Source organism: Streptomyces himalayensis subsp. himalayensis (assembly GCF_013778455.1).
GTDB lineage: Bacteria > Actinomycetota > Actinomycetes > Streptomycetales > Streptomycetaceae > Streptomyces > Streptomyces himalayensis.
Genome location: NZ_JACEHE010000025.1, coordinates 58378 through 84997 on the forward strand (window position 1 = coordinate 58378; position 26620 = coordinate 84997).

Annotated in this window: 19 protein-coding genes; 4 read left to right on the forward strand and 15 right to left on the reverse strand. The window is 69.9% G+C overall.

All coding sequences use genetic code 11. The annotated features are described in order from the left end of the window. Nucleotides 1–109: 109 nt before the first annotated feature. The 8 genes from H1D24_RS31330 to H1D24_RS31365 form a co-directional block, all read right to left on the reverse strand. Complete coding sequence (locus H1D24_RS31330; protein WP_181661098.1) at nucleotides 110–1390, reverse strand: MFS transporter; 1281 nt, start codon at nucleotides 1388–1390, stop codon at nucleotides 110–112. Nucleotides 1391–1989: 599 nt separating this feature from the next. Further along, nucleotides 1990–3000: a LacI family DNA-binding transcriptional regulator gene (locus H1D24_RS31335; protein WP_181661099.1), complete on the reverse strand. Its 1011-nt coding sequence runs from the start codon at nucleotides 2998–3000 to the stop codon at nucleotides 1990–1992. Nucleotides 3001–3033: 33 nt separating this feature from the next. After that, the gene (locus H1D24_RS31340) at nucleotides 3034–4401 is read right to left on the reverse strand and encodes a glycoside hydrolase family 36 protein (protein WP_309484502.1); all 1368 of its coding nucleotides are present in this window, start codon (nucleotides 4399–4401) and stop codon (nucleotides 3034–3036) included. Continuing rightward, a complete protein-coding gene (locus H1D24_RS31345) occupies nucleotides 4398–5378 on the reverse strand; it encodes an ABC transporter ATP-binding protein (RefSeq protein WP_181661100.1) in 981 nt (326 codons plus the stop codon). The genes H1D24_RS31340 and H1D24_RS31345 overlap by 4 nt, the downstream gene beginning before the upstream one ends. Beyond that, entirely contained in the window at nucleotides 5375–6451 is a 1077-nt protein-coding gene (locus H1D24_RS31350) for an ABC transporter ATP-binding protein (protein ID WP_181661101.1), read from the reverse strand. Before H1D24_RS31350 ends, H1D24_RS31345 begins: the two co-directional genes overlap by 4 nt. Beyond that, complete coding sequence (locus H1D24_RS31355) at nucleotides 6448–7410, reverse strand: ABC transporter permease (protein WP_181661102.1); 963 nt, start codon at nucleotides 7408–7410, stop codon at nucleotides 6448–6450. The genes H1D24_RS31350 and H1D24_RS31355 overlap by 4 nt, the downstream gene beginning before the upstream one ends. Next, the gene (locus H1D24_RS31360; RefSeq protein WP_181661103.1) at nucleotides 7407–8390 is read right to left on the reverse strand and encodes an ABC transporter permease; all 984 of its coding nucleotides are present in this window, start codon (nucleotides 8388–8390) and stop codon (nucleotides 7407–7409) included. Before H1D24_RS31360 ends, H1D24_RS31355 begins: the two co-directional genes overlap by 4 nt. A 125-nt stretch (nucleotides 8391–8515) precedes the next feature. Then, nucleotides 8516–10186, reverse strand: a complete 1671-nt coding sequence (locus H1D24_RS31365; RefSeq protein WP_181661104.1) for an ABC transporter substrate-binding protein — start codon at nucleotides 10184–10186, stop codon at nucleotides 8516–8518. Nucleotides 10187–11068: 882 nt separating this feature from the next. On the opposite strand from H1D24_RS31365, the gene H1D24_RS31370 reads away from it, so the two are divergent. Further along, entirely contained in the window at nucleotides 11069–13000 is a 1932-nt protein-coding gene (locus H1D24_RS31370; protein WP_181661105.1) for a cellulase family glycosylhydrolase, read from the forward strand. 75 nt (nucleotides 13001–13075) lie between these two features. Here H1D24_RS31370 and H1D24_RS31375 read toward each other — a convergent pair whose 3' ends face one another. Then, nucleotides 13076–13366 carry a hypothetical protein gene (locus H1D24_RS31375; RefSeq protein ID WP_181661147.1) on the reverse strand — a complete coding sequence of 97 codons (291 nt, stop codon included), beginning with the start codon at nucleotides 13364–13366 and terminating at the stop codon, nucleotides 13076–13078. A gap of 21 nt (nucleotides 13367–13387) precedes the next feature. On the opposite strand from H1D24_RS31375, the gene H1D24_RS31380 reads away from it, so the two are divergent. Further along, nucleotides 13388–16762 (forward strand): pyruvate carboxylase, encoded by a 3375-nt coding sequence (locus H1D24_RS31380; RefSeq protein ID WP_181661106.1) that lies wholly within the window; start codon nucleotides 13388–13390, stop codon nucleotides 16760–16762. Nucleotides 16763–16825: 63 nt separating this feature from the next. Here H1D24_RS31380 and H1D24_RS31385 read toward each other — a convergent pair whose 3' ends face one another. Both H1D24_RS31385 and H1D24_RS31390 read right to left on the reverse strand, forming a co-directional pair. Beyond that, nucleotides 16826–17719 carry a Gfo/Idh/MocA family protein gene (locus H1D24_RS31385; protein WP_181661107.1) on the reverse strand — a complete coding sequence of 298 codons (894 nt, stop codon included), beginning with the start codon at nucleotides 17717–17719 and terminating at the stop codon, nucleotides 16826–16828. Nucleotides 17720–17971: 252 nt separating this feature from the next. Continuing rightward, nucleotides 17972–19204: a M14 family zinc carboxypeptidase gene (locus H1D24_RS31390; protein ID WP_220137452.1), complete on the reverse strand. Its 1233-nt coding sequence runs from the start codon at nucleotides 19202–19204 to the stop codon at nucleotides 17972–17974. Between the two features lie 267 nt (nucleotides 19205–19471). On the opposite strand from H1D24_RS31390, the gene H1D24_RS31395 reads away from it, so the two are divergent. Next, entirely contained in the window at nucleotides 19472–20416 is a 945-nt protein-coding gene (locus tag H1D24_RS31395; protein WP_181661108.1) for an aldo/keto reductase, read from the forward strand. A 71-nt stretch (nucleotides 20417–20487) separates the two neighbouring features. Here the strand turns inward: H1D24_RS31395 and H1D24_RS31400 are convergent, their stop codons facing one another. After that, complete coding sequence (locus H1D24_RS31400; RefSeq protein WP_181661109.1) at nucleotides 20488–21432, reverse strand: SMP-30/gluconolactonase/LRE family protein; 945 nt, start codon at nucleotides 21430–21432, stop codon at nucleotides 20488–20490. Nucleotides 21433–21533: 101 nt separating this feature from the next. Between H1D24_RS31400 and H1D24_RS31405 the strand changes: the two genes are divergently transcribed. Continuing rightward, nucleotides 21534–21968 carry an Lrp/AsnC family transcriptional regulator gene (locus tag H1D24_RS31405; protein ID WP_181661110.1) on the forward strand — a complete coding sequence of 145 codons (435 nt, stop codon included), beginning with the start codon at nucleotides 21534–21536 and terminating at the stop codon, nucleotides 21966–21968. 37 nt (nucleotides 21969–22005) lie between these two features. On the opposite strand, the gene H1D24_RS31410 is transcribed toward H1D24_RS31405, so the two are convergent. The 3 genes from H1D24_RS31410 to H1D24_RS31420 form a co-directional block, all read right to left on the reverse strand. Next, nucleotides 22006–23211: a DegT/DnrJ/EryC1/StrS family aminotransferase gene (locus tag H1D24_RS31410; protein WP_374064453.1), complete on the reverse strand. Its 1206-nt coding sequence runs from the start codon at nucleotides 23209–23211 to the stop codon at nucleotides 22006–22008. Nucleotides 23212–23460: 249 nt separating this feature from the next. Further along, the gene (locus H1D24_RS31415; protein WP_181661112.1) at nucleotides 23461–24564 is read right to left on the reverse strand and encodes a GNAT family N-acetyltransferase; all 1104 of its coding nucleotides are present in this window, start codon (nucleotides 24562–24564) and stop codon (nucleotides 23461–23463) included. 523 nt (nucleotides 24565–25087) lie between these two features. Next, nucleotides 25088–26620 carry an ABC transporter substrate-binding protein gene (locus H1D24_RS31420; protein WP_258564444.1) on the reverse strand — a complete coding sequence of 511 codons (1533 nt, stop codon included), beginning with the start codon at nucleotides 26618–26620 and terminating at the stop codon, nucleotides 25088–25090.

A 26620-nucleotide genomic window follows, 5' to 3' on the forward strand; every position in this document is an offset into this window, starting at 1 on the left:
CGGCACGTGTCGGCCTCGCCGTCTGTCTGGTACGACGGCGAGACCGACACGCGTGACGGGGCCGGGGCACCGTCGCCCGGTACTCCCCGGCCCGTCCGCCTCCGCGGGCTCAGGCCAACTGCTCCGGCAGCGGCCGGGGATCCGCGGCGCCCGCACGGCGCCGGGCCCCCCACAGCCCCGCCGCGACGACCGCGGCAGCCACCCCCAGCACGCCCACCGCGCCCACGAGACTGCCGACCGCCGGCTCCAGGGCCAGCAGCACCAGCGGACAGACGAACTCGCCGCCGAAGAAGGCCGCCATCCACAGCCCAGTGCCGCGGCCGCGGTCCTCGAACGCCAGACGGGACATGGCACTGGTGAGGAGGGCGGGCAGCAGCATGCCCGTGCCCAGGCAGTTGACCACCGCTCCGACAACCAGCAGCAGGGGGTTGCCGGCGAGGAACATCACTCCGAAACCGGCCGCGCAGAGCGCGAGTACGGCGGGCAGCATCGGGTCCGGGGAGCGCTTCAGCCGGGCGAACGTGACCGCTCCGGCCACGGTGGCCGCACTCGCGATCGCGGTGGCAAGGCCGATCACACCCGTGTTCTCCACGCCGAGATCGTCGAGCAGGTACGACATCTCCACGGGGACGGTGTAGAAGACCATCGCCCCGAAAAAGGTGAGCGCGCAGATACCCGCCATCTGCCGCCAGGGAAACGGACGGCTGGTCGAGGCCTCGGCCGTTTCGCTCTCGGCCGGGGCCTCGTCGGCCGCCGCGCGGGCTGCCGGGTTGGGCAGAGCGGTGGCCATCAGCGGGGCGAGCACCAGGCTCACGGCGTAGACCCAGAAGGGCACACGCCAGCCGGCCGCCCCGACGGCGCCGCCGAGCACGAAGAACGCGGTGGCCGACGCGGAGGCGCACATGGTCTGCAGGGCGAGGTACTTCACCCGCTGGTGACCGGAGTAGTAGTCGCCGATCAGGGTGGTGCAGCACGTCATGATGGCGGCCTCGGTGACACCGACAAGGGCCCGGCTGGCGATGATGGCGCCCAGCGAGTCCAGCCAGAGCGGGGCCGTGCCGAACACGGCGTACAGGAGGGTCGCCACTATCAGCAGACGCTTGCGGCCCAGCCGGTCCACGATCACCCCGGCGAACGGGGCCAGCAGAGCCAGCGACAGAGCCGGAACGGTCAGCGCGAGGGGAACCAGTGCCTTGGCCCCCGGGGTCGAGGCGAAGTAGTCCTGCATCTTCGGCAGCACCGGGGCGATCAGCACCGCCCCCAGAATCGGCAGACAACTGCCTGCCATCAGCAGGGTCACGCGCAGCAGACGGGCAGGGCCCGAGACGGGGACGGGCGACGGAGTGACGTCGTCCACCGCGGCGGGGGACGGGGGCACGGAACCAGGCATGGCGACTCCAGGGGACGGTGTACGGGAGCGGGCATGCCACCAGGGGCGCCGCCGACGGCGCAGGGCATGCCTGGGTAGGCCTCACACCGGCGGCTGGTCCGGACGGCGGCGTGCGGGTAGGGACGACTATGGGCCGTCCCGGAGGGCGCCGCCATCCTCCACACGATCCGAATCCCGTATCCGGGTCATCCACACCATGGATGGGCGGGGGACGGCCGAGCGGAGCCCATGGTCCGAGTCGTGGTTCGCGGGCATGCCGGAGCGGGCACCGCCCGGTTCGTCCATGAGAGTTGTGGCCGGGCGACCTACCAGCGCACGACGGTGAGTCGGTGCCGGAGCACGTTGCTGCTCCCACCGTGCACGGCAACTACCGCACCCAGCGTTTCGATCGAGATGCAGCCGGAGCCTTGCAGCGCTTGGCCATGCCGCGGGCCACCGGCCTGTACCTGCGGCCCGCACGGCGCATCCCGGGCCCCTGCCGATGGCCCGCACGGCGCATTCCGCCCGCACGGCGCATTCCAGGGCCCTGCCGATCGCCGCCCCCGCACACTCCACCAGGCGGTTCCGGCGCTGCGGCTCGTGTCGGCTCCGCCCGTCCGTCAGACCGCCGGTCCCGTGCTGCCGCGTTCCACCAGTTTCGGACCGGTGACCTGGAAGTGGTCGATCGTCCTGCCCTCGACCAGTTCCCGCAACTGCTGGGCCGCCCGGGCCCCGTAGTCCACGATGTCCCGGTTCAGCGCCGTGAGTCCGGGCTCGACCAGTTCGCACAGGGCGGAGTCGTCCCAGGCCACCATCGAGACGTCGCCGGGGACGGACAGTCCCATGTGGCGGGCGGCGCTGAGGCCGGAGACGGCCATCACGTCGTTGTCGTAGAGCACGGCCGTGGGACGCGGATCGCCGGCCAGTACCTCGCGGGTCGCGGCGGCACCCTGCTCGCCGGTGTAGTCGGTCTCGACGGTGGTCAGCCGCATCCCGAACTCGCGGGTGACCTCCTCGAACGCGGCGGTGCGGATACGGGTGTGCCACAGTGCGCTGGGACCACTGATCCGGGCGACCGACCGGTGCCCCAGGGCGGCCAGATGCGCAAGAGCCGCACGTACGGCCCCCGCCTCGTCGCTCCACACGGCCGGCAGGCTCCCGGTGCCGACCGGGTGGCCGACCACCAGGGCGGGCAGGCGTAGTTCCTCCAGTGCGGGGATCCGCGGGTCGTCCACCGCGACGTCCACCAGGAACACGCCGTCCACCCGGCGGCTCGCCCACCAGTCGCGGTAGACGGCGATCTGGGCGGCGGTGTCCTCGGCCAGGGTGAACAGCAACGACACACCCCGGCCGGACAGTTCGACCTGGATGCCGGAAATCAGCTGCATGAAGAACGGCTCGATGCCCAGGGTGCGCGCGGGCCGGTCGACGACGAGCCCGTACGTACCCGCCCGTCCGTCGGACAGGGCGCGGGCCGCGCTGTTGGGCTTCCAGCCGAGCTCCTCCGCGATGGCGAGGATCCGCCGGCGCGTTCCTTCGGACACGCCCGGTTTGCCGTTGAGCGCGAATGACACGGCACCCTTGGTGACTCCGGCTCGCCGGGCGACGTCTGCCATCGTCGGGCGCTTCACTTGTGCATTCCTCTCCCTTTTGCCTGGCTCAGTCTAGGACGGCCACAGCAGGCGGCGGGTGGTCGCGAGCCCCCAGTCGTCGAGTGCGCGCAGGCCGTCGCCCGACGACCGCAGGCCACCGTGCGTCTCCACAGTCCGCGCCCACTCCTCTCGCCGCTCGACGCCGGGCCGCAGCATCAGGCAGTCGGGGTCGTTGGTCCACAGCCGGCCGTGCTGCCAGGCGCGGGCGCGCACATTGCGGGTGGCGTTGTGCTGGCTCGGCTCGGACGGATGCCCGCCCGGCGCCTGCCAGTACGCGGCGATGTCCGGGCCGACCCGCATGGCGTCCACGAATCCGGCGGCGGGCAGCAGCGGGGCTCCGCAGCCCACGAGGTACGAGTCCGGGCCGATCGCGTCGCGGATGATCCGCAGTGCTTCGCGGTAGGCCTCGACACCCGTCACGTCCGCGTACCGGCGGCCCTCGAGCGCAGCCGCGTACATGAAGTCGATCTTGAAGTAGGCGATGCCCCAGCCGCGCATCGCCTCGAACACCCCGCTGAGGTACGCGGCCGCGGCCGGGTTCGTCACGTCCAGCGCCGTGCAGCGGTCGCCGATCGCGTCGCCGGCGAACACCGGTTCACCGGAGGCCGGGTCGATGACCGCCCAGTCCGGGTGCTCGGCGTACAGACGGCTGCCCAGGCCGAGCAGCAGCGGGGCGGTCCAGATCCCGGCCCGCCGGCCGTGACCGCTTATCCGGCCGACCAGCCCCGGCAGGTCCGCGAACCGGTCCGACGGCAGCAGCCAGTCACCGGGCGCGGCCTGATAGCCATCATCGATCTGGACCACGCCGAACGGCAGGTCCAGCTCGTCCATGGCGTCCAACTCCGCGTGGATGTCCGCCTCGGTGACGGTGTTCCAGTACTGGTACCAGGAGCACCACACCGTAGGCGCCGCCCGCGTCAGGCGCTCCTCGGACACCCTGGCCCGGCGGGCGAACCCGTCCGCCCAGGCGCCGAGGGCAGACTGCACCGTCGCGCCGTCCTCGCCCTCCAGCTGTAGCACAGGCGCGTCGGACGAGATCCGCAGCACGCCTCCCGGCGCCGGCTCCGCGCGCACCCGCGGCACCGTCCGGTCGGCGCGATCGGCCGCGAACACGTGCACCGGCCCGCCGTCGCCGGGATCCACCGCCAGCACGCCCTCGCCCTGGAAGACACCTTCGGGCGGGGCGGCGTTGTAGTGGCAGTCCATCGCCAGTGAGTTGGCGAGCGTCGGGCGGTACGGCACGGCGGTGACCGGAAGCGAGTCGGTGACGCTCCAGGACTGCCAGCCCTCGGCGTGGATCCGGGCGGTGCCCGGGTCCACGGTCAGCGTCGCGACCGGCTCGAAACCGGTGACCGGCTCGAAACCGGCACCCCCGGTCACGCGGCGGCCTTCCCTTCAGACTGCAGCCAGCACAGCACCCTGTGGCCTCCGCCGAGGGCTGCCTCCGGCGGCCTGGTGGCACAGACGTCCATGGCGAACGGACAGCGCGGCCGGAACCGGCAGCCGTCACCGACCACCGTCTCCCGCCGCTCGGCGTCCCGCGCCGAGCGCGCCGCCGCACGCACCTGCCGCGCGGCCCGGACCTCCGCACGCGTCGCTCCGGTCCTGGGCGCCGCAGCCGCCAGCAACTGGGTATATGGATGCTTCGGGTTGAGGATGACCTCGTCGCTCGGGCCGCGCTCGACGACCTGCCCCCGGTACATCACCATGATGTCGCTGGAGAAGTGCCGGGCCGTGGCCAGGTCGTGCGTCACATACAGCAGCGCCAGATCGCGCTGGCGCTTCAGGTCGTCCAGCAGGTTGAGGATCTCGAGACGGATCGACACGTCCAGCATCGACACCGGCTCGTCGGCCAGCAGCACGTCGGGCGCCGGAGCGAGCGCCCGGGCGATCGCGACACGCTGCCGCTGCCCGCCGGACAGCTCGTGCGGCCGCTTGCGCGCCACGTCCGCCGCCGGGGTGAGGTTCACCTGCCGCAGCAGCTCCGCGACAGCCGTGTCCGCCTCGGTCCCGCGCCGCGCGCGCCCGGTGGCCAGAAGCGGACGCCGCAGGTGGTGGTCCACACTGTGCGACGGGTTGAGCGAGGCGAACGGGTCCTGGAAGACCATCTGCACCGCGCGCCGGTACTCCTTCGCCGGCACCTTGTCCCGGCCGCCGAGCAGGATCTGCCCGCCTGCCGGCGTCACCAGGCGTGAGAGCGCCTTCAGGACGCTGGACTTGCCGCTGCCGCTCTCGCCGACGAGGGCGAGGGTGCGGCCGGCCTCCAACGTGAAGGAGAGCTTCTCGACGGCTCGGAAGGGCTTGCCGCGGGACTGGGCGTACTCGACGACGAGATCGCGGACTTCGAGGGCGGTCATGACTGCGGTCCTTCGGCGTCGGAGACGGAGCTGCGGTGTTCCGGGTCGTTGAGATGGCACGCGGCGCGCCAACCCGCGGCACCCTCGCGCGCGATGTCCAGCAGGTGAGGAGTCACCGCGCGGCAGGGCTCGAAGGCGTACTCGCAGCGGTCCGCGAACGCGCATCCGACGACCTCGCCACGCAGGTCCGGTGGCGAGCCCGGGATACCGCGCAGCTCGCGTCGTTCCCCGACGAGGTCGGGGAACGACCGCAACAGACCCTGGGTGTAGGGGTGCCGGGCGTCGGTCAGGCGCTCCGCCGGGGCGTACTCGACGATCTCGCCCGCGTACATCACGGCCAGCCGGTCGCTGATCTCCAGCAGCAGTCCCAGGTCGTGCGTGATGAAGATGACGCTGAAACCCAGTTCTTCGCGGAGCCGCTCGATCTCGTCGAGGATCTCCCGCTGCACCACCACGTCGAGTGCCGTGGTCGGCTCGTCCATGATGACGACGTCCGGTTCCAGCGCGAGCGCCATGGCGATCACCACCCGCTGGCGCATACCGCCGGACAGCTCGTGCGGATAGCCGTCGGCCCGGCCGGCGTCGATGCCCACCATCTCCAGCAGCGCCTTCGTACGCTCCGCCCGCTCGGACTTCGTCATCTCCGGACGGTGCGCGCCGTAGATGTCGTCGAACTGCCGCCCCACGGTGGTGACTGGATTCAGCGCGTTCATGGCGCTCTGGAACACCATCGACAGCCGGTTCCAGCGGAAGGCCCGCAGCTCCTCGCCCTCCAGCGCCAGCAGGTCGGTCTCCCGCCCCTCCCGGTCGCGGAAGACGACGCTGCCACCCGTCAACTGCGCGGGCGGCTTCATCATCCGCGTGACCGCGTACGCCAGAGTGGACTTGCCACAGCCGCTCTCCCCGGCGATACCCAGTACCTCGCCGCGCCGCAGCTCGAAACTCACGCCCCGGACGGCGCGCGTCGGGCGCTCGCCGTCGTACTCCACGTGGACGTTCTCGGCGCGCAGCACGACATCCTGGGCGGTGGAGCCCGAGGGATCGGCGGCCAGGCCGGCAACGGTGTCGATCATCGGGCGGTCCCCTTCGTACGGGTACGGCGGCCGGAGCGCGGCCGGTGGACGCGCAGCCGCGGGTCGAGGACCTCGTCCAGGCCGAAGCTGATCAGTGACAGGGCGGCCCCGAAGACCGCGATGCACAGGCCGGGCGGGACGAACCACCACCAGGAACCGCCGGACAGCGCCTCGGCGTTCTGCGCGAAATACAGCATGTTGCCCCAGGTCATCGCCGACGGGTCGTCAAGGCCGAGGAACGCCAGGCCCGCCTGTGTGAGGATCGCGAAGATCACCGCGAAGATGAACTGCGAGACGATGATCGCGACCTCGTTCGGCAGGATCTCCACCAGCACGATCCGCCAGCGCCGCTCGCCGTACAGCCGCGCCGCCTGCACGTAGTCGCGGCTGCGCAGGCTCAGCGTCTGGGCGCGCAGTACACGGGCGGAGGCGGCCCAGCTGGTCAGCGCGATGACGCCGATGGTGGCGAGCGTGCTGCTGCCCTTCACGTACGAGGCGATCACGATCACCAGTGGCAGGCCCGGGATCACCAGGAACACGTTGCTGATCAGCGACAGCGCCTCGTCGGCCCAGCCGCCGAGGAAGCCGCCGCCGATGCCGATCACGATCGACACGGCCGTGGCCAGCAGGGCGGCAGCGGCGCCGACCACCAACGACCCTCGGGTGCTGGCGATGAGCTGGGCGAAGACGTCCTGGCCGGTCTGGGTGGTGCCCAGCCAGTGGGCGCCGGACGGCGGTTGGGACAGGTCCTGGCTGAAGGCGTCGGGGTTGCCGGAGAGAAGCGGGCCGAAGGCCGCCACCAGCACGAAGGCGGTGATGATGGCGAAGCCGATGGTGAGCCGGCGGGAGCGGCGCAGCGTCCGCCAGGCGCCGCGCGCCCAGGCGGCCGGGCCGCCGGAGGAGCCGGACGCGGGCGGAGTGGCGGTCGGAAGGGTCGAGGTGATCGGTGCGGTGGTCATCGGGCCTGCCTCGTACGCGGGTCGACGAAGCCGTACAGCATGTCCACCAGGAAGTTGGCCGACAGCACGGCGAAGGTGATGACAAGGAAGACGGCCTGCATCAGCGGGTAGTCGTTGTTGCTGACGGCCTGGAACAGGGTGTAGCCGATGCCGGGGTACGAGAAGACCATCTCCATGACCAGCGAGCCGCTGACCACGAAGCCCAGGGAGATCGCGAAACCGGCCACCGACGGCAGCACCGCGTTGCGGGCCGCGTAACCGATCATCACCGTACGGGACTTGAGGCCCTTCGCCTCGGCGGCGGACACGTAGTCCTCGGACAGGGTGGACACCATCATGTTCCGCATGCCGAGCAGCCAGCCGCCCACCGAGCTCAGCACGATCGTGATCGCGGGCAGCGCCGCGTGCTGCACAGCGGACTGGATGAACGCCCCGTTCCAGCCGATCGTCACGCCCGGGTCGTAGCCGCCGTTCCCCGGGAACACCGGCCAGATCTGGGTCAGCAGGTACAGCAGCAGGAGCGCGAACCAGAAGTACGGGATGGCGGCCAGGAAGGTGGTGGACGGCACCAGCGAGTCCAGCCAGGTGCCGCGCTTCCACCCGGCGACCGTGCCCAGGGTGATGCCGATGACGACGCTGATGACGGTGGAGACGCCGACCAGCAGCAGGGTCCACAGCACCGAGGAGTTCAGCACCGAGGACACCGGGGTCGGGAAGAAGGTGACCGAGAGGCCGAACTTCAGCTGCGCCGTGGAGACCAGGTAGTCCCAGTACTGGACGAAGATGTTGCCGTTGCCCAGGCCCAGCATCTTCGCCAGTGCCTCCTTCTCACCCGGGGGCACCGGGCCCTGCTGCGCCTGCCTGGCCATGATCAGCTGCACCGGGTCGCCGGGGATCAGCCGGGGCAGCGCGAAGTTGAGGGTGACCGCCATCCACGCGGCGATCGCGTAGAACCCGAGTTTTCTCAAGAGGTACCGCATATCCGAAAAGCTCCTTGCCGGCTCGGCCGGGGGGCCGGTGCGGTGCCGCTCCGCCCCGCGCCGGTGTCAGGAGCCGGCGAGGGGAGGAGGGCACCGCACCGGAGTGCGGACGGGAGTGTGCCGCGTTACTTCACCGGCTTGAGCTGCATGGCGACCCAGCCGTTGTCCGGGGCCAGCCAGACCGACGGGGCGGCGTACGCGTTGTCCTTGGTGGGGTATCCGGTGATGTGGTTGCCGTTGAACTCGATCTCGTTCTGAGCGTTGAACAGCGGGATCAGCGGCATGTCCTTGATGAACTGCTGCTGGATCTTGTAGAAGTGCGGCTTCTGCTTCTCCAGGTCGGTGGTCGAGGCGATGGCGTCCAGCGCCGCGTCCACATCGGAGTTGGCGTAGCCGCCGTAGTTGCCGATGTTCGTGCTCTGCCCGTCCTTCGGGGCGATCCGGCTGTCGAGCAGCTGGTCGTAGTAGGCGTAAGGCACCGGCGTGTAGCCGTAGTTGCTGAGCAGCATCTCGAACTTGCCGGCGGACTGGTTGGCCACCCACTGTGCGTATGCCTCGGTGCGCACCTTCAGCTCTATACCGGCCTTGGCGAGCTGCTGCTTGGCCATCTGCGCGACGCTGATGTAGTCGGTCCAGCCGGAGACCACCTCCAGCGTGATCGACAGCTTCTTGCCGTCCTTGGCGTAGATGCCGCCCGAGCCCTTGGAGTAGCCGGCGGCCTTCAGGTACGAGGCCACCTTCGCCTCGCCGGTCTCGAACGTGGCGTCCTTCAGCGACGGGTCGAGCACCGACTGGTAGTTGGGCAGCAGCAGCGCCATCGGGTTCGTCGGGCCGGCCTGGCCGTTGTAGACGGTCTTGCTCATGAAGTCGCGGTCGAGCGCGGCGCTGACGGCCTTGCGCACGTTCACGTCCGCGGTCGGGCCCTTGTTGGTGTTCGGCACGAAGAAGGTGACCGCGAGCGGGATGTTGACCAGGTCAAACTTCTTGTTCTTGGCGAGGTAGTTCTTCTCGATGTCGGGGATGAAGGCGCCGGCCCAGTCGACCTTCCCCGAGGTGATCGCGGCGTTGGCGCTGTTGTTGCCGCTGAAGGACAGGTAGCGCAGCGTCTTGATGCTGGGTTTGGCCTTGATGTAATAGTCCTTGCGCGCCTGCAGGTCCATCACCGTGTTGGCGACCGACTTGACCGTCCAGGAACCTGTGCCCACCGGCTTGCTGTTGAGGACGGTCTTCTTCTTGCCGTCGGGGATCTTCGACCAGATGTGCTCGGGCAACTGGTCGGCCTTGCCAAGGATGAAGTACTCCTTGGTGTACGCCGACTGCGAGAACTTCAGCGTGACCCCGTCCGTGCCGTCCGTGGTGACCGACGTGAGGGGCAGGGCGTAGCTGTTGAAGTCCTTGTTCTTCAGCGCCATCCGGAAGGTGAACGCCACGTCCTTGTTGGTGAACGGCTCCCCGTCGTTCCAGGTGGCGTCGGTGCGGATCTTGATACGCAGGGTCTTGCCGCCGTCCGCCCAGGTGTAGGACTTGCCGAGCCAGGGATTGACGTCACCGCTCTTCACCGCGTTGAACAGGAACAACGGCTCGTAGATCATGCCGTGCGTGCCCTGCTGGGCGTTCGGCGAGAACGGGTTGAAGTTGCGGGTGAAGTTGCCTGAGGAAGCCGTGACGGTGACCATGCCGGTCGCGGCGGGGCTGGCGGAGGTTCCCCCGCCGCATGCGGTGGCGGTGGTGGCGGCCAGAGCCAGTACTGCGCCGAAGGCGAGGAGACGCCGCCGGGCCACTCTCATGAGGTTCATCGGTGATCCCCTGATCGGTGGGCGGGTTGGAGGGGTGAGGAGTCGGAGGGGAGTGAGCACTCGTGGGGGGCTGGGGGGAGGCGCTGCGTGCAAGCGGATGACGAGGTGCGGGTGGATCGCGTATGACAACGATGTCAGAACGGAATTCTCGAGCCGTGCGGAACTGACGTGGTGGTACGGCTGCGCAAGTCGTGGAGCTATGCGAGTGGTGCGGCTCGGTGGGCGCCTGTAGGCGTCCGCGACGTGCGTCGGCGGGACGGGGATGGTTGCCCCGTCACAGTCGGCGTGGGCAAAAATTAGAGTCCGGGTAATCCGATGTCAACACTTCCAAAACAAAAGAGTTCTTGATCTCGCGAAGCATCGGCGTCCTCGGCCCATACTCAACTGAACCGGTTTTGCTCGACCATGACCAAAAAGGGCGAGTGTGGCCGGCCGCCGACCGGCGACGGTCGGGCCCGGTGTCGTGACCTCGCCGATCGGACGAGCCCTGCGGTGAGGCGGCTACCGCCCAGGGCGGGAGGCGGGAAGTGGTAGGGGCCGCCCTCCGGGCCGGAGATGTCGGACCATCGCATAAACCGGTTTATGAATCTCGGCCGAGTTCCCCGCGATGTCTTGACGCTAAACCGGTGCAGTGGTTCCATCGTCCCGCCGTCCGGGGAACCGCCCGGCCACCACACCGTATGCGCCGCGCAGCGAATCACCGCCAGGCGAGGGCGGACCGCGAGTCACGGTGCGCGGCCGTGTCGCCGTCAGCTCCCCGCCTCCCCGCAACCTTCGGCCACGTCGTAGGCGCACGCCCTCGAAACGTTCCTCTCGCGTTCGAAACCCCGTACGCCCCCTGCCGTGCACCGACCACCACTCCAGAAGAAGAGGATCCCGCCCATGCAGCGCACTTCCGCCCGGCTGACCTCCGACGCAACGCCGGTCACCTGGCTCGGCGCCAACTACTGGTCGCGTACCGGAGGTCCGCTGATGTGGCGCTCCTACGACCCGGACGTGGTGACCGAGGAACTGCGCGTCCTGCGCGACCACGGGCTGAACATGACCCGGTCCTTCTACTACTGGCCGGACTTCATGCCCACCCCCTACACCGTGGACGAGGAGAAGTGCGCCCTGTTCGCCGACTTCCTGGATCGGCACCAGGAGCTGGGCATGACCACCGTCCCGACCTTCATCGTCGGGCACATGTCCGGTGAGAACTGGGACCCGTCCTGGCGCGGCGGCCGCGACCTGTACTCCGACGTATGGATGGTCGCCCGCCAGGCCTGGTTCGCCGGGCAGATGGTGCGCCGTTTCAAGGAACACCCGGCCGTCGCGGGCTGGCTGGTCTCCAACGAGATGCCCATCTACGGCAACCGCACCCAGGACCGCGAGACCGTCTCGTCCTGGGCCCAGATCATCGCCGACGCCGTCCGTGCCGCAGGCGGCACGCAGCCGTTCTCCCTCGGCGAAGGTGCCTGGGGCCGTGAGAACACCGGCAACGAGAACGGCTTCTCGGTCCGCTACACCGCCGAGATCTGCGACTTCCTGGGCCCGCACGTCTACCGCATGGAGGACGACCCCGTCCGCCAGCACCACGCCGCCGCCTGGGTCTGCGAACTCACCGGCACCTTCGGGCGGCCCGTCGTGCTGGAGGAGTTCGGCGTCAGCTCCGACTTCGTCTCCGGCCCGAACGCCGCCCACTACTACCGCCAGGTCCTGCACAACAGCCTGCTCGCCGGGGCCACCGGCTGGATCGCCTGGAACAACACCGACTACGACAACCTCAAGCACCAACCGCCTTACCTGCACCACGCGTTCGAGATGCACTTCGGCCTCACCGACGCCAAGGGCACCGCCAAGCCGCAACTGCGCGAGCTGAAGGACTTCGCGGAACTGCTCGAGAAGGTGGACTTCGGCCGCACCCGGCGCGCCGACACCGACACCGCCGTCGTGATCTCCTCGTACCTGGACACGGAGTACCCCTTCACCCGCCCCGAGGACGCCGACCACATCTACCGCACCGCCCGCCAGGCCTGGGTCGCCGGCCGCCTCGCCGGACTCGCCCCGGCCGTCACCCGGGAGAGCGACGACCTACCCGGCGAGGCCAGGCTCTACCTCGTACCATCCACGAAGCAGCTGCTCTCCCCGACCTGGTACGAGCTGGAGGACCGCGCCCGCGCCGGCGCCACCGTGTACGTCTCCTACTGCCCCGGTTACCACGACGAGCAACGCGGCCCCTGGTACGCCCATCTGAACGAGATGTTCGGCGTCGAGCACCAACTGGAGTACGGCCTGGTCGACCCCATCGAGGACGACGAGGTGGCCTTCACGTTCGTCCGCCCCTTCGGCAACCTCCCCCAGGGCGCCCGGCTTACCTTCCGCGCCGCCGGGACCGAGAACAGCCGCGTCTTCCTCCCCGTCGAGCCCACCGACGCCGAGGTGCTCGCGGTCGACGCCCACGGCCGCCCCGCTCTGCTGCTGCGGCGGGTCGGCGAAGGCTCCGTGATCCTGAGCACCTACCCCCTCGAGCACATGGCGGCGGTCACCCCGCGGGTCAACCCCGAAGACGGCGTCACCCTGTACGACGCCCTCGGCGCACACGCGGAGGTGCGGCGCCCGGTCACGGTCGCGGACCCCAGGGTGGTCGTGGACCGCCTGGAGCACGAGGACGGCCGGGTCTTCGTCTGGCTGGTCAGCCAGGCCCGCCAGGAGATCATGGTGAAGCCCGTGGTCGAGGGCGACGCCACCCTGTACGACCTCGACGGCACGCCCGCCGACACCGTTTGCCTGCCCGAGCGAGGCGTTCGCGTACTGGAACTGCGCGGGGCCTGACACCCGTACCCCTGGAAGTGCGCCGGTCCTGACCCTCGCACCTTACGACCCGTAGGAGGAGCCCCGCCGTGCCGCTCAACGACACCTGGAACACGCCGACAGTTCCAGCCCGAACTCGAGTGGCTTGTGCCGGCGGCCCACCTGCTCGCTCAATGTCTTGAGCCGGCTGATGCGTGTGTCGCGGTACGCGGCCAGGTTGTCCAGTCCGCTGACGATGTTGACCAGGGCCCGTCCACGACTGAGTTGGTCGAGCGTCGCCGTGCGCCGGCGAAATGAGCCGACCGCCAAGATTGGTGACAGTGACACATGAGTGGCGTGGCTCATATGGCACGGAACAGGCGTCGCCGACAGCATGGTGCGCGACACCGGCAGGCGAAAGGATCCTGAATGTTCCGCAAGGTGCTGGTCGCCAACCGTGGTGAGATCGCGATTCGCGCGTTCCGTGCCGGCTATGAGCTGGGCGCGAGAACCGTCGCCGTCTTCCCGCACGAGGACCGCAACTCGCTGCACCGGCTGAAGGCCGACGAGGCCTATGAGATCGGCCAGCCGGGACACCCGGTGCGGGCCTACCTCTCCGTCGAGGAGGTCGTCCGGGCGGCGCGCCGGGCGGGAGCGGACGCCGTGTATCCGGGCTACGGGTTCCTGTCCGAGAACCCCGACCTGGCGCGCGCGTGCGAGGCGGCGGGCATCGTCTTCGTCGGGCCGAGCGCGGAGACGCTCGAGCTGACGGGCAACAAGGCGCGCGCGGTGGCCGCCGCCCGCGTGGCCGGCGTACCGGTGCTGGGCTCCTCGGCGCCCTCCACCGACGTGGACGAACTGGTCCGTGCCGCCGAGGACATCGGCTTCCCGGTGTTCGTCAAGGCCGTCGCCGGCGGCGGCGGGCGCGGCATGCGCCGCGTCGAGGACCCCGCCCAGTTGCGCGAGTCCATCGAGGCGGCCGCCCGCGAGGCGGCGTCCGCCTTCGGCGACCCCACAGTCTTCCTGGAGAAGGCCGTCGTCGATCCCCGCCACATCGAGGTGCAGATCCTCGCCGACGGGCAGGGCAACGTCATCCACCTGTTCGAGCGCGACTGCTCGCTGCAGCGCCGCCATCAGAAGGTGATCGAGATGGCGCCCGCGCCGAACCTCGACCCGGCGCTGCGCGAGCGGATCTGCGCCGACGCCGTGCGGTTCGCCCGGGAGATCGGCTACCGCAACGCGGGCACCGTGGAGTTCCTGCTCGACCGCGACGGCAACCACGTCTTCATCGAGATGAACCCGCGCATCCAGGTCGAGCACACGGTGACCGAGGAGGTCACCGACGTCGACCTCGTGCAGTCGCAGCTGCGCATCGCCGCCGGCGAGACGCTGGCCGACCTCGGGCTGTCACAGGAGGCCGTCACGCTGCGCGGCGCCGCACTGCAGTGCCGTATCACCACCGAGGACCCGGCGAACGGCTTCCGCCCGGACACCGGCCGGATCAGCGCCTATCGCTCGCCGGGCGGGTCGGGCATCCGTCTGGACGGCGGCACCACCCACGCCGGTACGGAGATCAGCGCGCATTTCGACTCCATGCTGGTCAAACTCACGTGCCGGGGCCGGGACTTCCAGGCCGCGATCGGGCGCGCCCGGCGTGCCGTGGCCGAGTTCCGCATCCGGGGCGTGGCCACGAACATCCCGTTCCTGCAGGCCGTGCTGGACGACCCGGACTTCCGGGCCGGACAGGTCACCACGTCGTTCATCGAACAGCGTCCGCACCTGCTCACCGCCCGCCACTCCGCCGACCGCGGTACGAAGCTGCTCACCTACCTCGCCGACGTCACGGTGAACAAGCCCCACGGTGAGCGGCCCGAGCTGATCGACCCGATCACCAAGCTGCCACCGCTGCCGGCCACGGAACCGCCCGCCGGATCCCGGCAGCGGCTCGCCGAACTCGGACCGGAAGGGTTCGCCCGATGGCTGCGCGAGTCTCCGACCATCGGCGTCACCGACACCACGTTCCGGGACGCCCACCAGTCGCTGCTCGCCACGCGGGTGCGTACCAAGGACCTGCTCGCGGTCGCCCCGGTGGTGGCGCGGACCCTGCCGCAGCTGCTGTCCCTGGAGTGCTGGGGCGGCGCCACCTATGACGTCGCGCTCCGCTTCCTCGCCGAGGACCCCTGGGAGCGCCTGGCAGCCCTGCGCGAGGCGGTGCCGAACATCTGCTTGCAGATGCTGCTGCGCGGCCGCAACACCGTGGGCTACACGCCGTACCCGACCGAGGTGACCGACGCCTTCGTGCAGGAGGCCGCGACCACCGGCATCGACGTCTTCCGTATCTTCGACGCGCTCAACGACGTCGAGCAGATGCGGCCCGCCATCGACGCCGTGCGGGAGACCGGAACGGCCGTCGCCGAGGTCGCGCTGTGCTACACCTCCGACCTGTCCGACCCGTCCGAGCGGCTGTACACCCTCGACTACTACCTCCGGCTGGCCGAGCAGATCGTGGCCGCGGGCGCCCATGTCCTGGCCGTCAAGGACATGGCGGGGCTGCTGCGCGCCCCGGCGGCCGCGACGCTGGTATCGGCCCTGCGCCGGGAGTTCGACCTGCCTGTGCACATCCACACCCACGACACCGCGGGCGGCCAGCTCGCCACCTACCTCGCCGCGATCCAGGCGGGTGCGGACGCGGTGGACGGCGCGGTGGCGTCGATGGCGGGCACCACCTCGCAGCCGTCGCTGTCGGCGATCGTTGCCGCGACCGACCACTCCGAGCGGCCGACCGGTCTCGACCTCCAGGCCGTCGGCGACCTCGAGCCGTACTGGGAGAGCGTCCGCAAGGTCTACGCACCCTTCGAGGCGGGCCTGGCCTCGCCGACCGGGCGCGTCTACCACCATGAGATCCCCGGCGGGCAGCTCTCGAACCTGCGTACCCAGGCGATCGCGCTGGGCCTCGGCGAACGCTTCGAGGAGATCGAGGCGATGTACGCCGCCGCCGACCGTATCCTCGGCCGGCTCGTGAAGGTCACCCCTTCGTCTAAGGTGGTCGGCGACCTCGCCCTTCATCTGGTGGGCGCCGGTGTGTCCCCGGAGGACTTCGAGGCGACGCCGGACAGGTTCGACATCCCGGACTCTGTCATCGGGTTCCTGCGCGGCGAGTTGGGCAACCCGCCCGGGGGATGGCCGGAGCCGTTCCGTACCAAGGCGCTGGAGGGCCGCGCCGACCCCAAGCCCGTGCAGGAGCTCACCGCGGACGACCGTACGGCGTTGGCGAAGGACCGGCGCGCGACGCTCAACCGGCTGCTGTTCCCCGGGCCGACGCGTGAGTACGAGACGCACCGCCAGGCGTACGGCGACACCAGCGTGCTGGACAGCAAGGACTTCTTCTACGGGCTCCGTCCCGCGAAGGAGTACGCCGTCGACCTCGAACCCGGTGTCCGGCTGCTCATCGAGCTGGAGGCCGTCGGCGAGGCCGACGAACGCGGTATGCGCACCGTGATGTCCACCCTGAACGGTCAGTTGCGGCCGATCCAGGTACGCGACACGGCGGCAGCCTCGGACATCCCGGCGACCGAGAAGGCCGACCGGGCCAACCCCGGCCATGTGGCCGCGCCGTTCGCCGGAGTGGTGACGCTCGCGGTCGCCGAGGGAGACGAGGTGGCGGCCGGCGCCACGGTGGCCACGATCGAGGCGATGAAGATGGAGGCCGCGATCACCGCCCCGAAGGCCGGGACGGTGGCCAGGCTGGCCATCAACCAGATCCAGCAGGTGGAGGGCGGAGACCTGCTCGTCGAGATCGGCTGATCCCCATCGCGCACGAGTGCGGGGCAGGACACGTGGGTGTCCTGCCCCGCACTGTCGCTGCTGTCATCGCGTCCCGATGCCGTTGGCCAACTGTGCTTCAGCCGTGGCGAGTATCTCCGTCACTCGTAGTCCGAGAGCGGCGTCGCAGGGGTGCGGTCGGCCGGTGCGGGCCCCGGCGAGGAGAGCGTCAGCGGCTCGAGTGAGGGCGTGAACCGGTCCATCGGAGGATGCGGGCAGGACGGTCACCCCCGCCTTGCCGCGCAGCTCGACAGTGGCTCCGGCAGCCGCGGGCGGAGCGGTGAGGCTGAGGGTCAGGGTGCTCGACGCCCCGCTGACGTGTTCGAGGACCAGGTGGACGGTGTCCTGCGGGCCGCGTGCCGCGGCCGCCACCTGCTTCACGTCGCCGAGAACCGGCAACAGTACGGACAGGGCGTGAGGGCCGACGTCCCACAGGGCGCCCTTTTCCCGCCGCCATGGCGACGCCGCGAACGGGCTGTCGCTGGTGAACACCGAGCCGAGCCACTCGGCGCGTGCGGTGAACCAGCCGTCCACAGCGGCCTGTTCGGTGATCCAGTCTTCCGTCGCGGTCTGGAAACGGGCGGTGAAGAAGACGACGGAAGTGACGTCGGCCTGTTCGGCCGCCTCGACGACGGCCCGCCCCTCCTCGACGCTCAAAGCGAGGGGCTTGTCGAGCAGCAGATGGCAGTGCGCCTGCGCGGCGCGCACCGCGAGTGGGGCCTGAACGGAGGGCGGCAGGGCGATGGCCACCGCGTCCACCTCGGCGAGCAGGGCGTCGACGTCGTCGTATGCGCGTGCACCGTGACGGTCGGCCAGGGCCTTGGCCGCGTCCGGGCGCCTGCCCCACACCCCCACGAAGTCCAGTTCACGATGCCCGCTCAACGCGGGGGCGTAGGCTGCCTCGGCCCACGGTCCTGTACCGAGCAATCCGATGCGCATGCCGCCGCCCCTCGTCGTCCACGATCCCGTCCGGCAACCGATACCGGTCGCCCGACCGCCAGTGTGCAGTGAGGCTTTCATACCGGCCCCGACGGTGCACGACCACCCATCGTGCCGGGGACCGGTGTGGGCGCGCCCGCCGGTGCCTGGTGCGCCTGTGCCGGGGACCGAGACGGGCGCACCTCTCAGTGCGTGGTGCGCCCGTACCGGCCTACGTGAACGGCTCCTGCCGGAACCCGGCCCCTTTCGCGATCAGTCCGCCGTCGTCTCCCAGCCGTAGTCGGGCAGCTGGAAGAAGGTGTCGCCGTCGACCGTGTCGGCGGTGCCCGAGGCGAGGCCGCCCAGCAGCGACTCGACGCCCGTGCGCACCGCCTTCACGAACATGCCCTTCTGCGCCTGCCCGAGGTCGTCCTGTTGGCCGCGCACCTCGAACAGCACCGTGCCGGTGCCGTTGAGCGCGAATGCGGAGCGGCCTTGTCCCGCGTACTCGCGGGTGTCGGGATGGAGATAGCGGGCCGTCGAGGCGAGCCGCGACTGGGAGCCGAAGGCATCCGCGATGCCGTTCGCCACGGTCACCGCGTAACGCCGCGACTTGTCCTGGTCGAGCTTGGGCCAGTCCTTCTTGTACTTGGCACCGTCGTTGACACCGAGCGGCGGGTAGTCCAGCGAGACCGTGACGAGTTTGCCGTCCTGCGGCCCGCCGGTGATCCGCTCGCACGGCCCCATGTGATGCAGATCGATGTACGCGTCCACCGCGCCTTTCTCGTCGCGCAGCGCCGTGTAGGTGTCGCGGATGGCGCGGGACTCCGGCGAGAGGAAGAAACCGGCGTCGGTCTGCTGGCCGGGCAGATCAGCGGCGCGCGGGGTGTAGTCGAGGTCCGGGTTGAAGTCCCGGTTGAGGTCGTAGCCCGGCTGGGCGATCCCGTCGCCGGTGAGGCTGTGGTACCAGGCCCGCGGCGCCCCGGCCAGCTGCGGGAACTGTGCGAGGGTCTCGTCCCAGGAGCGCACGTTGATACGGCGGTTGAGCTCACCGCCGTCCGGGTTCACCATCGGCATCGCCACCAGCGTGACCTCGCTGAGGAGCTGGTGGGTGGCGGCGTCGTCGCTGGAGCCGAGGTCCTTGAGGATGCCCAACAGGGCCTCGGTGCCGGTGCGTTCGTTCCCGTGGATGGCGCTGGTCACCAGCAGCACGCGGTCGCCGGTGCCGACGCGGGCCGCGTACAGGTCCCGGCCCTGGGTGGTGCGGCCCGCTACATCGACCTGGACGCGGCCCTTGCTGGTCTGCTCGATCTGGTCCAGCTCCTCCGTGAGCTGGGCGTAGTCGGTCCATCCGGACCATGACGGATCGTCCTTCACCGGGCAGTTCCCCGGCTCGGCCGACGCGGCCGACGCGGCCGGTGGGAGGGCCAGGACGACTGCCCCGAGCGCGGCGGCGACGGCGACGGCGCAACGCAACGGGCGGCGGGTCAGCGGTGTGACAGACAAACGGTGCTCCTCACGACGGGTGGCAAGTGGGGCCGGTGCGCTGGACGTGGGGGGTGACACGAAGGATCTTGGTCTGTTGTCAGGTCTCGGTCAACACCGCCTAGGTTGCCTGGTGCCTGGTGCCTGGTGCCTGGTGCCTGGTGCCTGGTGCCTGGTGCCCGGTCCCCGGTGCCCGGTGCGGTGCGCGGTGCCCGGGGCGGAGTGGCCGGTGCGCGGCACCGTGACGGTCGACGGAATGCGATCATCCGCGCGGGCGTTGACCCTCACATGACGTCCCTACGCAAGCTTGGCTCATCCGCTCTCGAGGTTTTCCCCCTGGCTCTCGGCGGCAACGTCTTCGGCTGGACCGCCGACGAGGCGCAGTCCTTCGCCGTCCTCGACGCCTACGCGGAGGCCGGCGGCAACTTCATCGACACCGCCGACTCCTACTCCGCGTGGGTCGAGGGCAACCAGGGAGGCGAGTCCGAGACAGTCATCGGCAACTGGCTGGCCGTGCGCGGCAACCGGTCCGATGTTGTCGTCGCCACCAAGGTCGGGGCCCATCCGCAGTACAAGGGCCTGTCCGCCGCCACCATCAAGGCGGCCGCCGACGCGTCCCTGCGCCGTCTGCGCACCGACTACATCGATCTCTACTACACGCACTTCGACGACCCCTCCGTTCCCGTCGAGGAGATCATCACCGCGCTCGACGAGCTGGTCCGGGCGGGCAAGGTGCGGGCGATCGGTGCCTCCAACATCACCCCGGAGCGGCTCCAGGAGTCCCTGGACTTCTCCGACCGTGCGGGCCTGGCCCGTTACACCGTGTTGCAGCCCCACTACAACCTGGTCTCCCGCGACACGTATGAAGGGGGCCTGCAGGCCGTCGCCGACCGCGCCGGTCTCGCCGCCGTGCCGTACTACGCGCTTGCTTCCGGCTTCCTGACCGGCAAGTACCGGCCCGGTACGACGGTCGACAGCCCGCGGGCCGGGGGTGCGGCCGCCTACCTGCAGAGCGAGCGGGGTGTACGCGTTCTCGCCGCGCTCGACGAGATCGCGCAGGAGCGCGGTGCCGCGGTCCCGACCGTGGCCCTGGCATGGCTCGCCGCCCAGCCGACGGTCGCCGCGCCGATCGCCAGTGCCCGCACGGTCGAGCAGCTGCCGGCACTGGTCGCGGTGGCCGACCTCAAGCTGGCGGGTGAGGAGCTGGCAAAGCTGGACGCCGCGTCCGCGTAAGCAACAGGCAGGGTGAGCCGGCCCCGTCCGCACGGTGGCCGGCTCCACCAACGAGCGCATGCCCGTGGAAGTCAGCTGGTCGGTGAGGAAGGCCGGCGTGCCGTAGGCAGGGGTGGGGTGCCGGTGACCGACATGACCAGGGAGTAGAGCGCGGTGTCGGCAGCGATGAACAGGCGGTTCCGTCTGGCGCCGCCGAAGCGGATGTTCGCGACGGTGTCGGGGACCAGGATGCGGCCGAGGAGTGTGCCGTCCGGGTCGTAGCAGTGCACGCCGCCGTCCATGGCGGCGGCCCAGAGCCGGCCGTCGTCATCGAAGCGGATGTTGTCGAAGTTCCCGATCTTGCACTCGGTGAAGATGTCGCCGCCGGTGAGGGTGCCGTTCTCCTGGACGGTGAAGACGCGGATGTGGTTGGCACGGCTGTCCGAGACGTACAACCTGCGCTCGTCGAGGGAGAAGACGAGGCCGTTGGGGCCGCTGAAGCCGTCGGCGACCAGCCGTACTTCGCCGCTGCGCGGGTCTGCGCGGTAGATGTTGCAGGCGCCGATCTCGCTGTCGGCACGGTGGCCCTCGTAGTCGCTGGTGATCCCGAAGTCGGGGTCGGAGAACCAGATCGAGCCGTCGGACTTCACGGCGGCGTCGTTCGGGCTGTTGAACCTCTTGCCCTCGAAGCGGTCGGCGATCACGGTGATCGAGCCGTCGTGTTCGGTGCGGGTGACGCGGCGGTTGCCCTGCTCGCAGGTGATGAGGCGGCCCTCGTTGTCCAAGGTGTTGCCGTTGGGGTGACCGGCGGGTGAGCGGAAGACGCCGACCGTCCCGGTGGTCTCGTCCCAGCGGAGCAAGCGGTCGTTGGGGATGTCGCTCCACACCAGGTACCGCCCGGCCGGGACGTAGACGGGACCCTCGGCCCAGCGGCAGCCCTCGAAGAGGGTCTCCAGCTTCGAGTCGCCCGCGTGACACCTGCCAGTCCGGAACCGGTCATCGAGGATCTCGTACAACTGCGGTCGCTCGCCGGGCATGCTGCCATCCTCACCATTGAGTCGAACGAATGTTGACCTGACAAATCCAAACTATGCAGAATGACATTCGATAGATCAAGCTCTTCTCCGAAGGAGATTCGTTGGACGACGTCGATCGGCAGTTGCTCGTTCTCCTCCAGCAGGACGCCTCAAGGCCGTATGCGGCGCTGGGGCAGGCCGTTGGACTGTCCGCGGGGGCCACGCATGAACGCGTGCGGAAGCTACGTGAGCGAGGCGTCATCCGCCGGACAGCCGTCGACGTCGATCCCGCAGCGATCGGACGGGGTGTGCTCGCCTTCGTCATGGTGGACTCGACGAAGTGGGTGGGTGACTCCGGCGACCAGTTCGCGGCCATACCGGAGATCCAGGAAGCGCACGTCATCGCCGGCAGCGCTTCGGTCCTGGTCAAGGTCAGGACCTCGACGAAAGAGCAACTCCAGGACGTACTGCGCCGTATGTACGCCATCGAAGGCGTCAGCGGTACTCAGGCCACCGTTGTGCTCGAGACCCTCTTCGAGCGCCCTGTCACTCCGTAGCGCGCCACCGGCAGCGTGCCGGCCTGCTGAACCTGCCTCAATGGCCCAGGAGTGTCGGTGGCGTGGTGTCAGGGATGATGAGCGGGGTGGGGGTTGAGGGGTGCGCGGTCGTCGCTCGTTCCTTTGTCAGGGCGTTGGTGATCTTGCGGGCCAGGAGTGGATCCGCCGGAAGCACGTGTGAGGCGAACCAGCGGGCGGCCGACGGGTCGGGGGACGGTTCGACGAACTCCGCGCCCGCGTAGTCGTCGAGCGGGGGGTCGTAGACGTAGCCGGCGACCACGCCGTGCCTCACCAGACGTTCTATGAGGGCGTCGCGGTCATGGACCAGGAGCGGAACCCGGAAGAGGGGGAGAGGGACGCCCTGCGCCGCCCGGTCGCGGAGAGCCGGGGAGGCCCAGGCGGTACCCGAGAGCAGCGAGACACCGACCCTGCGTCTGGTGAGGTTGCCGTCGAGCAGAGCCGTCCGCAGCATCATCTGCCCGCGGACCAGAGCACCGTGGCGCGAACGGAAGCCGTGCAGGTCGACGCGCACCCACGGCTCGTACGCGGACAGGCTCGGTGCTTCGCGCGCGCTGGCGGAGAGCCGCGGCGCGTGCAGGGCCATGCGGAAGTCGTCGCGTTCCAGCAACCCCAGGCGCTGCATCGTCCGCCACACAGGACGCACCAGGTGGAGGGAGCTCACGGCTGAACGCGCCAGCGGCCGCAAAGTCGTGGCCAGGTCGGCGCGGAGGCGGCGCGGCACCAGCAGATCGTCGCGCAGCAGCTCCAACTCCCGTCGGGTGCGCGCGTCCTCGACGGCGAGGAAGCCCCCGGCCATCGCTGCCACATGCTTGGACAGACTGAATGCCGCCGCCTTCCCGAAGGTCCCGATCGGCTGGCCGTCCACGTGCGTGCCGATCGCGTGCGCCGCGTCCTCGAACAGGGGAATCCCCAATTCGTCGCAGCGGCGCCGCAGTTCCAGGACTCGGTCCGGCATCCCGTACAGATTCGTGGTCAGGACGGCGTCCACGCTCCGCCAGGTCGCTTCCGGTACGGCGGCCGGGTCGATGTTGCCGTCCCATACGGACACGGGGGCCTGGACCGGGCGCAGCCCGGCTGCGAGGACCACGAAGAGGATCACGTCGTCGTTCACCGGCGACATCAGCACCCGTGCGCCCGGGCGGCACCAGCGCCGCAGTGCCAGGTACAGAGCCAGCCGTGCCGAGGGCGTGTAGACGCATTCGCGTCCGATTCGCCGTGTCATCATCGCAGCGAGCCGCGATCCGTACGGCATCGTCACCTCTTCCGTCGAAGGGCCGTCGAAGAGACGGCACAGGTCACTCGTGAGCGTCGATCAGGTGCCGACCGGGCTTACGGCAGGGCGGGACCTCGCCATTGCGGCCCGCCGTGCGGTGTGGAGGGGGCAGCGCGGTAGCGCTCGGCGTCGGGTCCTCACAGGCGGTGACGACGACGGAAGCGCGGTGCGGCGGAGGCCGGGAGTGGGCAAGCCTGCTCAGCGTGCGGGGGCTCCCGCCCCACCGGACGTGCGCAGCGTGCCGACCATCTTCAGCAGCCGGTCGGCTGGCTCCCGCAGTGTCGGATGGGCCAGGACCGTGTTCCTCAGTCCCCGCACCGGTCTACGCCACAGCCGGTGTGCCGCCGCCACCGGGTGGGGGCGGGTCGCGAACCCCTCGCCCACACGCAGCTCACGGGTCTTCAGCCAGTCCTTGTACTCCTTGTCGCCCCGTCCCAGATCCATGAGCCGCACGCCCTGACGGCCCGCCGCCTCGGCCATCCGGAGGTGCATGATCAGCCCCGGCGAGTAGTAGCGGAGCTCGGGGTCGTACGCGGTGAACCAGGCCGCGAACACCGTGCGCGATCGCGGCCCGAAATGCGCGGCCACCGGCCGGTCGCCCGCGTACACCACGGAGAGCACGCCGGTGAAGTGCTCTTCGCGGACTTGGAAGAGATGGTCCACCAGGTCCACGATCCACGGCCGCGAGAACCGGTCCATGCGTCCGGTCCTGCGGTACTGGGCGGACTTCCACTGCATGAGCGTGTGCAGCATCCGCGGGTCGCGCTCGTCGAAGACGAACCGCATCTCGCCCAGGTCGCGCCCCAGGCGGCGTTCCTTTTTCAGCGTCGTCTTGGCCAGCCCCGGGTACGCGCCACGCAGCCACTCCGCGTAGCTGCCGTCGTCGCCGTCCTTGAGGTCGACCACCGGTGAGGCGAACGTCCCCGTGACGTATCTGCCGAAGGGCTTCTGCTCCTCGACGAGGTGGTCGAACTCGAAGACGGACAGCCCGCAGGCGCGTAGCAGTTCCTCGGTGTCCCACGTGACCCCGGGGCGGTGCACCAGGCCCTGACAGTCGGAGAGGCCGAGACCGATGGCCCGGCCTACGCCGAAGGTTGTGCGTTCGTACGCAAAGAAGCCCACGGGCTCTCCGCCCTCGTGCAGGACCGCCACCCGCGCCCCACCGCGGTGCCTGCCGACCCCTGCCGCGAACTCCGGCGCCAGGAAGGGATTGGCGTAATCGGGCGACTGGTCCATCGCCCCGTGCCAGTCCCGAAGCAGCGAGGTACTCAGCTCCTCCGGTCTGTGGATCGTGATGCGCATGGGCGACCGCCCCCCGTTTCCCCCCACGACGCGCTGTCCGCGTCCTGTTACTGCTTCAGCATCTGCTGATCCACGCCGTGTACACGCTCGTTCCACGGGTCGACGACCGAGTCTCGAACTGTTCGGCGAGGCTCAAACGTCGCGAAGCACCACGCACGCTGTCAAGGGTGCCTGTCGTGACGGAAGAGTCCGGAAGAAGCGTGGACCGGATGGCCCGGTCCACGGCCGCTCAAGGCCATACGACCCGCAGCTCCCGGCCTTCCGTCTCTTCCCTGACCGCCGGGGGAACCTGTCGCGGCGCGCTCACATGGGGCGCGCTTCCACCGGAGGGCTGGCGATCTCAGCCCAAAGAGACAGCAGAGCGCTCCCGTCGATTACTGCGAAGATCGTACGAGCCGCACGAGGTTGGGAGGGCCGTGGACACTTCCCCGGCTACGTAATCCGTACGACACGGCTACCGGAACCCGTGCGTGATGCCGCCTTCGCCGGGAGGCTGGTCGCGCCCCATGGTCCGCCCCGCCCGCTACGGCCGCAGCACGCCCCGGAACGTGTACGTGCCGCTCGGCTCCATCCGTACCAGGGCCATCGGCTTGTCGTCCGGGTTGCCGTCCGAGCTGAAGGAGATCGGGCCGCTGAGCCCGGACACCGCCTTGGAGCCGCCGAGTTGTAGCAGCATCTGCAAGGTGGCTCCTGGATTCACCGCGCCGTTGCCGTCGGGTCCCGCCGCGTTGCGCACCGCGACGCCGACCGTCCACAGTGCGTCGTGACCAAGGACGGTCTGGCCGTCCTGGAGAACCCGCTGGTCGTCGCCGGAGGCGCCGCCGAACTCCTCGTGGTACAGGTCCAGGAAGTCGGGCAGCGGGTTGTTGGCCTTGGGATACAGCTCCGCGGCGAGACCGGGGTGGCCGAGCGCCGTGTACAGGACGGTGACCTGGCTGTCCTGCCACTCCGTACGGAACTTCTCCCGCTGCGACTCGCTCGCCGAGGACCCGTAGTACGTGCCGACCGCGTCGTCCCCGGTCAGCAAGGTGATCGGACAGCGGCGGTCCGGCGCCGACATCGAGTTGACGAAGTTGCGGATGTTGATGCCGCGGCCGGCGAAGAACACCGCGTCGGGCTTGAGCGCACACACCTTGTCGGCGACGGAGGAGAACGCGTTCGAGACGCCGTCGACTCCGGAGAGGAATTCCAGCGGGGCGCCGTGCAGCCGCAACCCGCGGTCCTTCGCGGCGGACGCGAAGGACGCGGAGAGGGACGTGTTGTAGATGTCGTCGGTGTTGCGGTCCCGGATCACCACGACCTTGTAGCCGCGGTCCTTCTTCTGCTGCTCCTTGAGGTGGTTGACGGCGCCGCTCGCCTGGTCCCGGTTGGGCGCCGAGACCCGGAAGAATCCCGGCTCGGAGGCGCTGCTGAGGCTGTCCGCGGTCACCGTCGCCCCCATCATGGGAATGCCGGCGGCACGCAGCGCGTCGACCGCCTTCTGGGTGCCGCCTCGGCTCTGGCCGAAACCCGCGACGGCGACGAGGTGGTTGTGGTCCTTGGACAGGGCGATCAGGTCGTCGGTGAGCGGCTTCCACTGTTCGGAGCGCAGACCGAGATTGCCGACGAGGAGCCGGATCTGGGGGCGTTCGCCGCGGCCCATGCCCAACTCCGGATGGTTCAGCTCGCGTTGGGCGAGGTAGGCGCCGATCAACTCGCCGCGCAGTCCGTACTTCGCCTCCTCCTCGCCCTTCACTGTGGTCAGCGGCTCGACGTAGGCGATCGACACGTACGGCTTCTTCGACTCCTCGACCCGGCGGTTCTCCGCCTCGATCTTGCCCATGACGTCGTCGAGGGACTTGTCGAAGGTGAACGAGCCGTCGCTGACGCCGATGCACTCCTGGCGCGGCCCCTGTCTGAGGATGCCGGGCGCGCACTCCTGCTGGTCCTGATGCCACTCGTTCCACGCCGCCCAGGCGCCCCACCCCGCGCCCGCCAGGACCACGGCGCCGACGGCGACCCAGAGGGCCGTGCGGCGCGGCGGGCGCGGCGGTACGAACGGGAGGTCGTCGGTCAT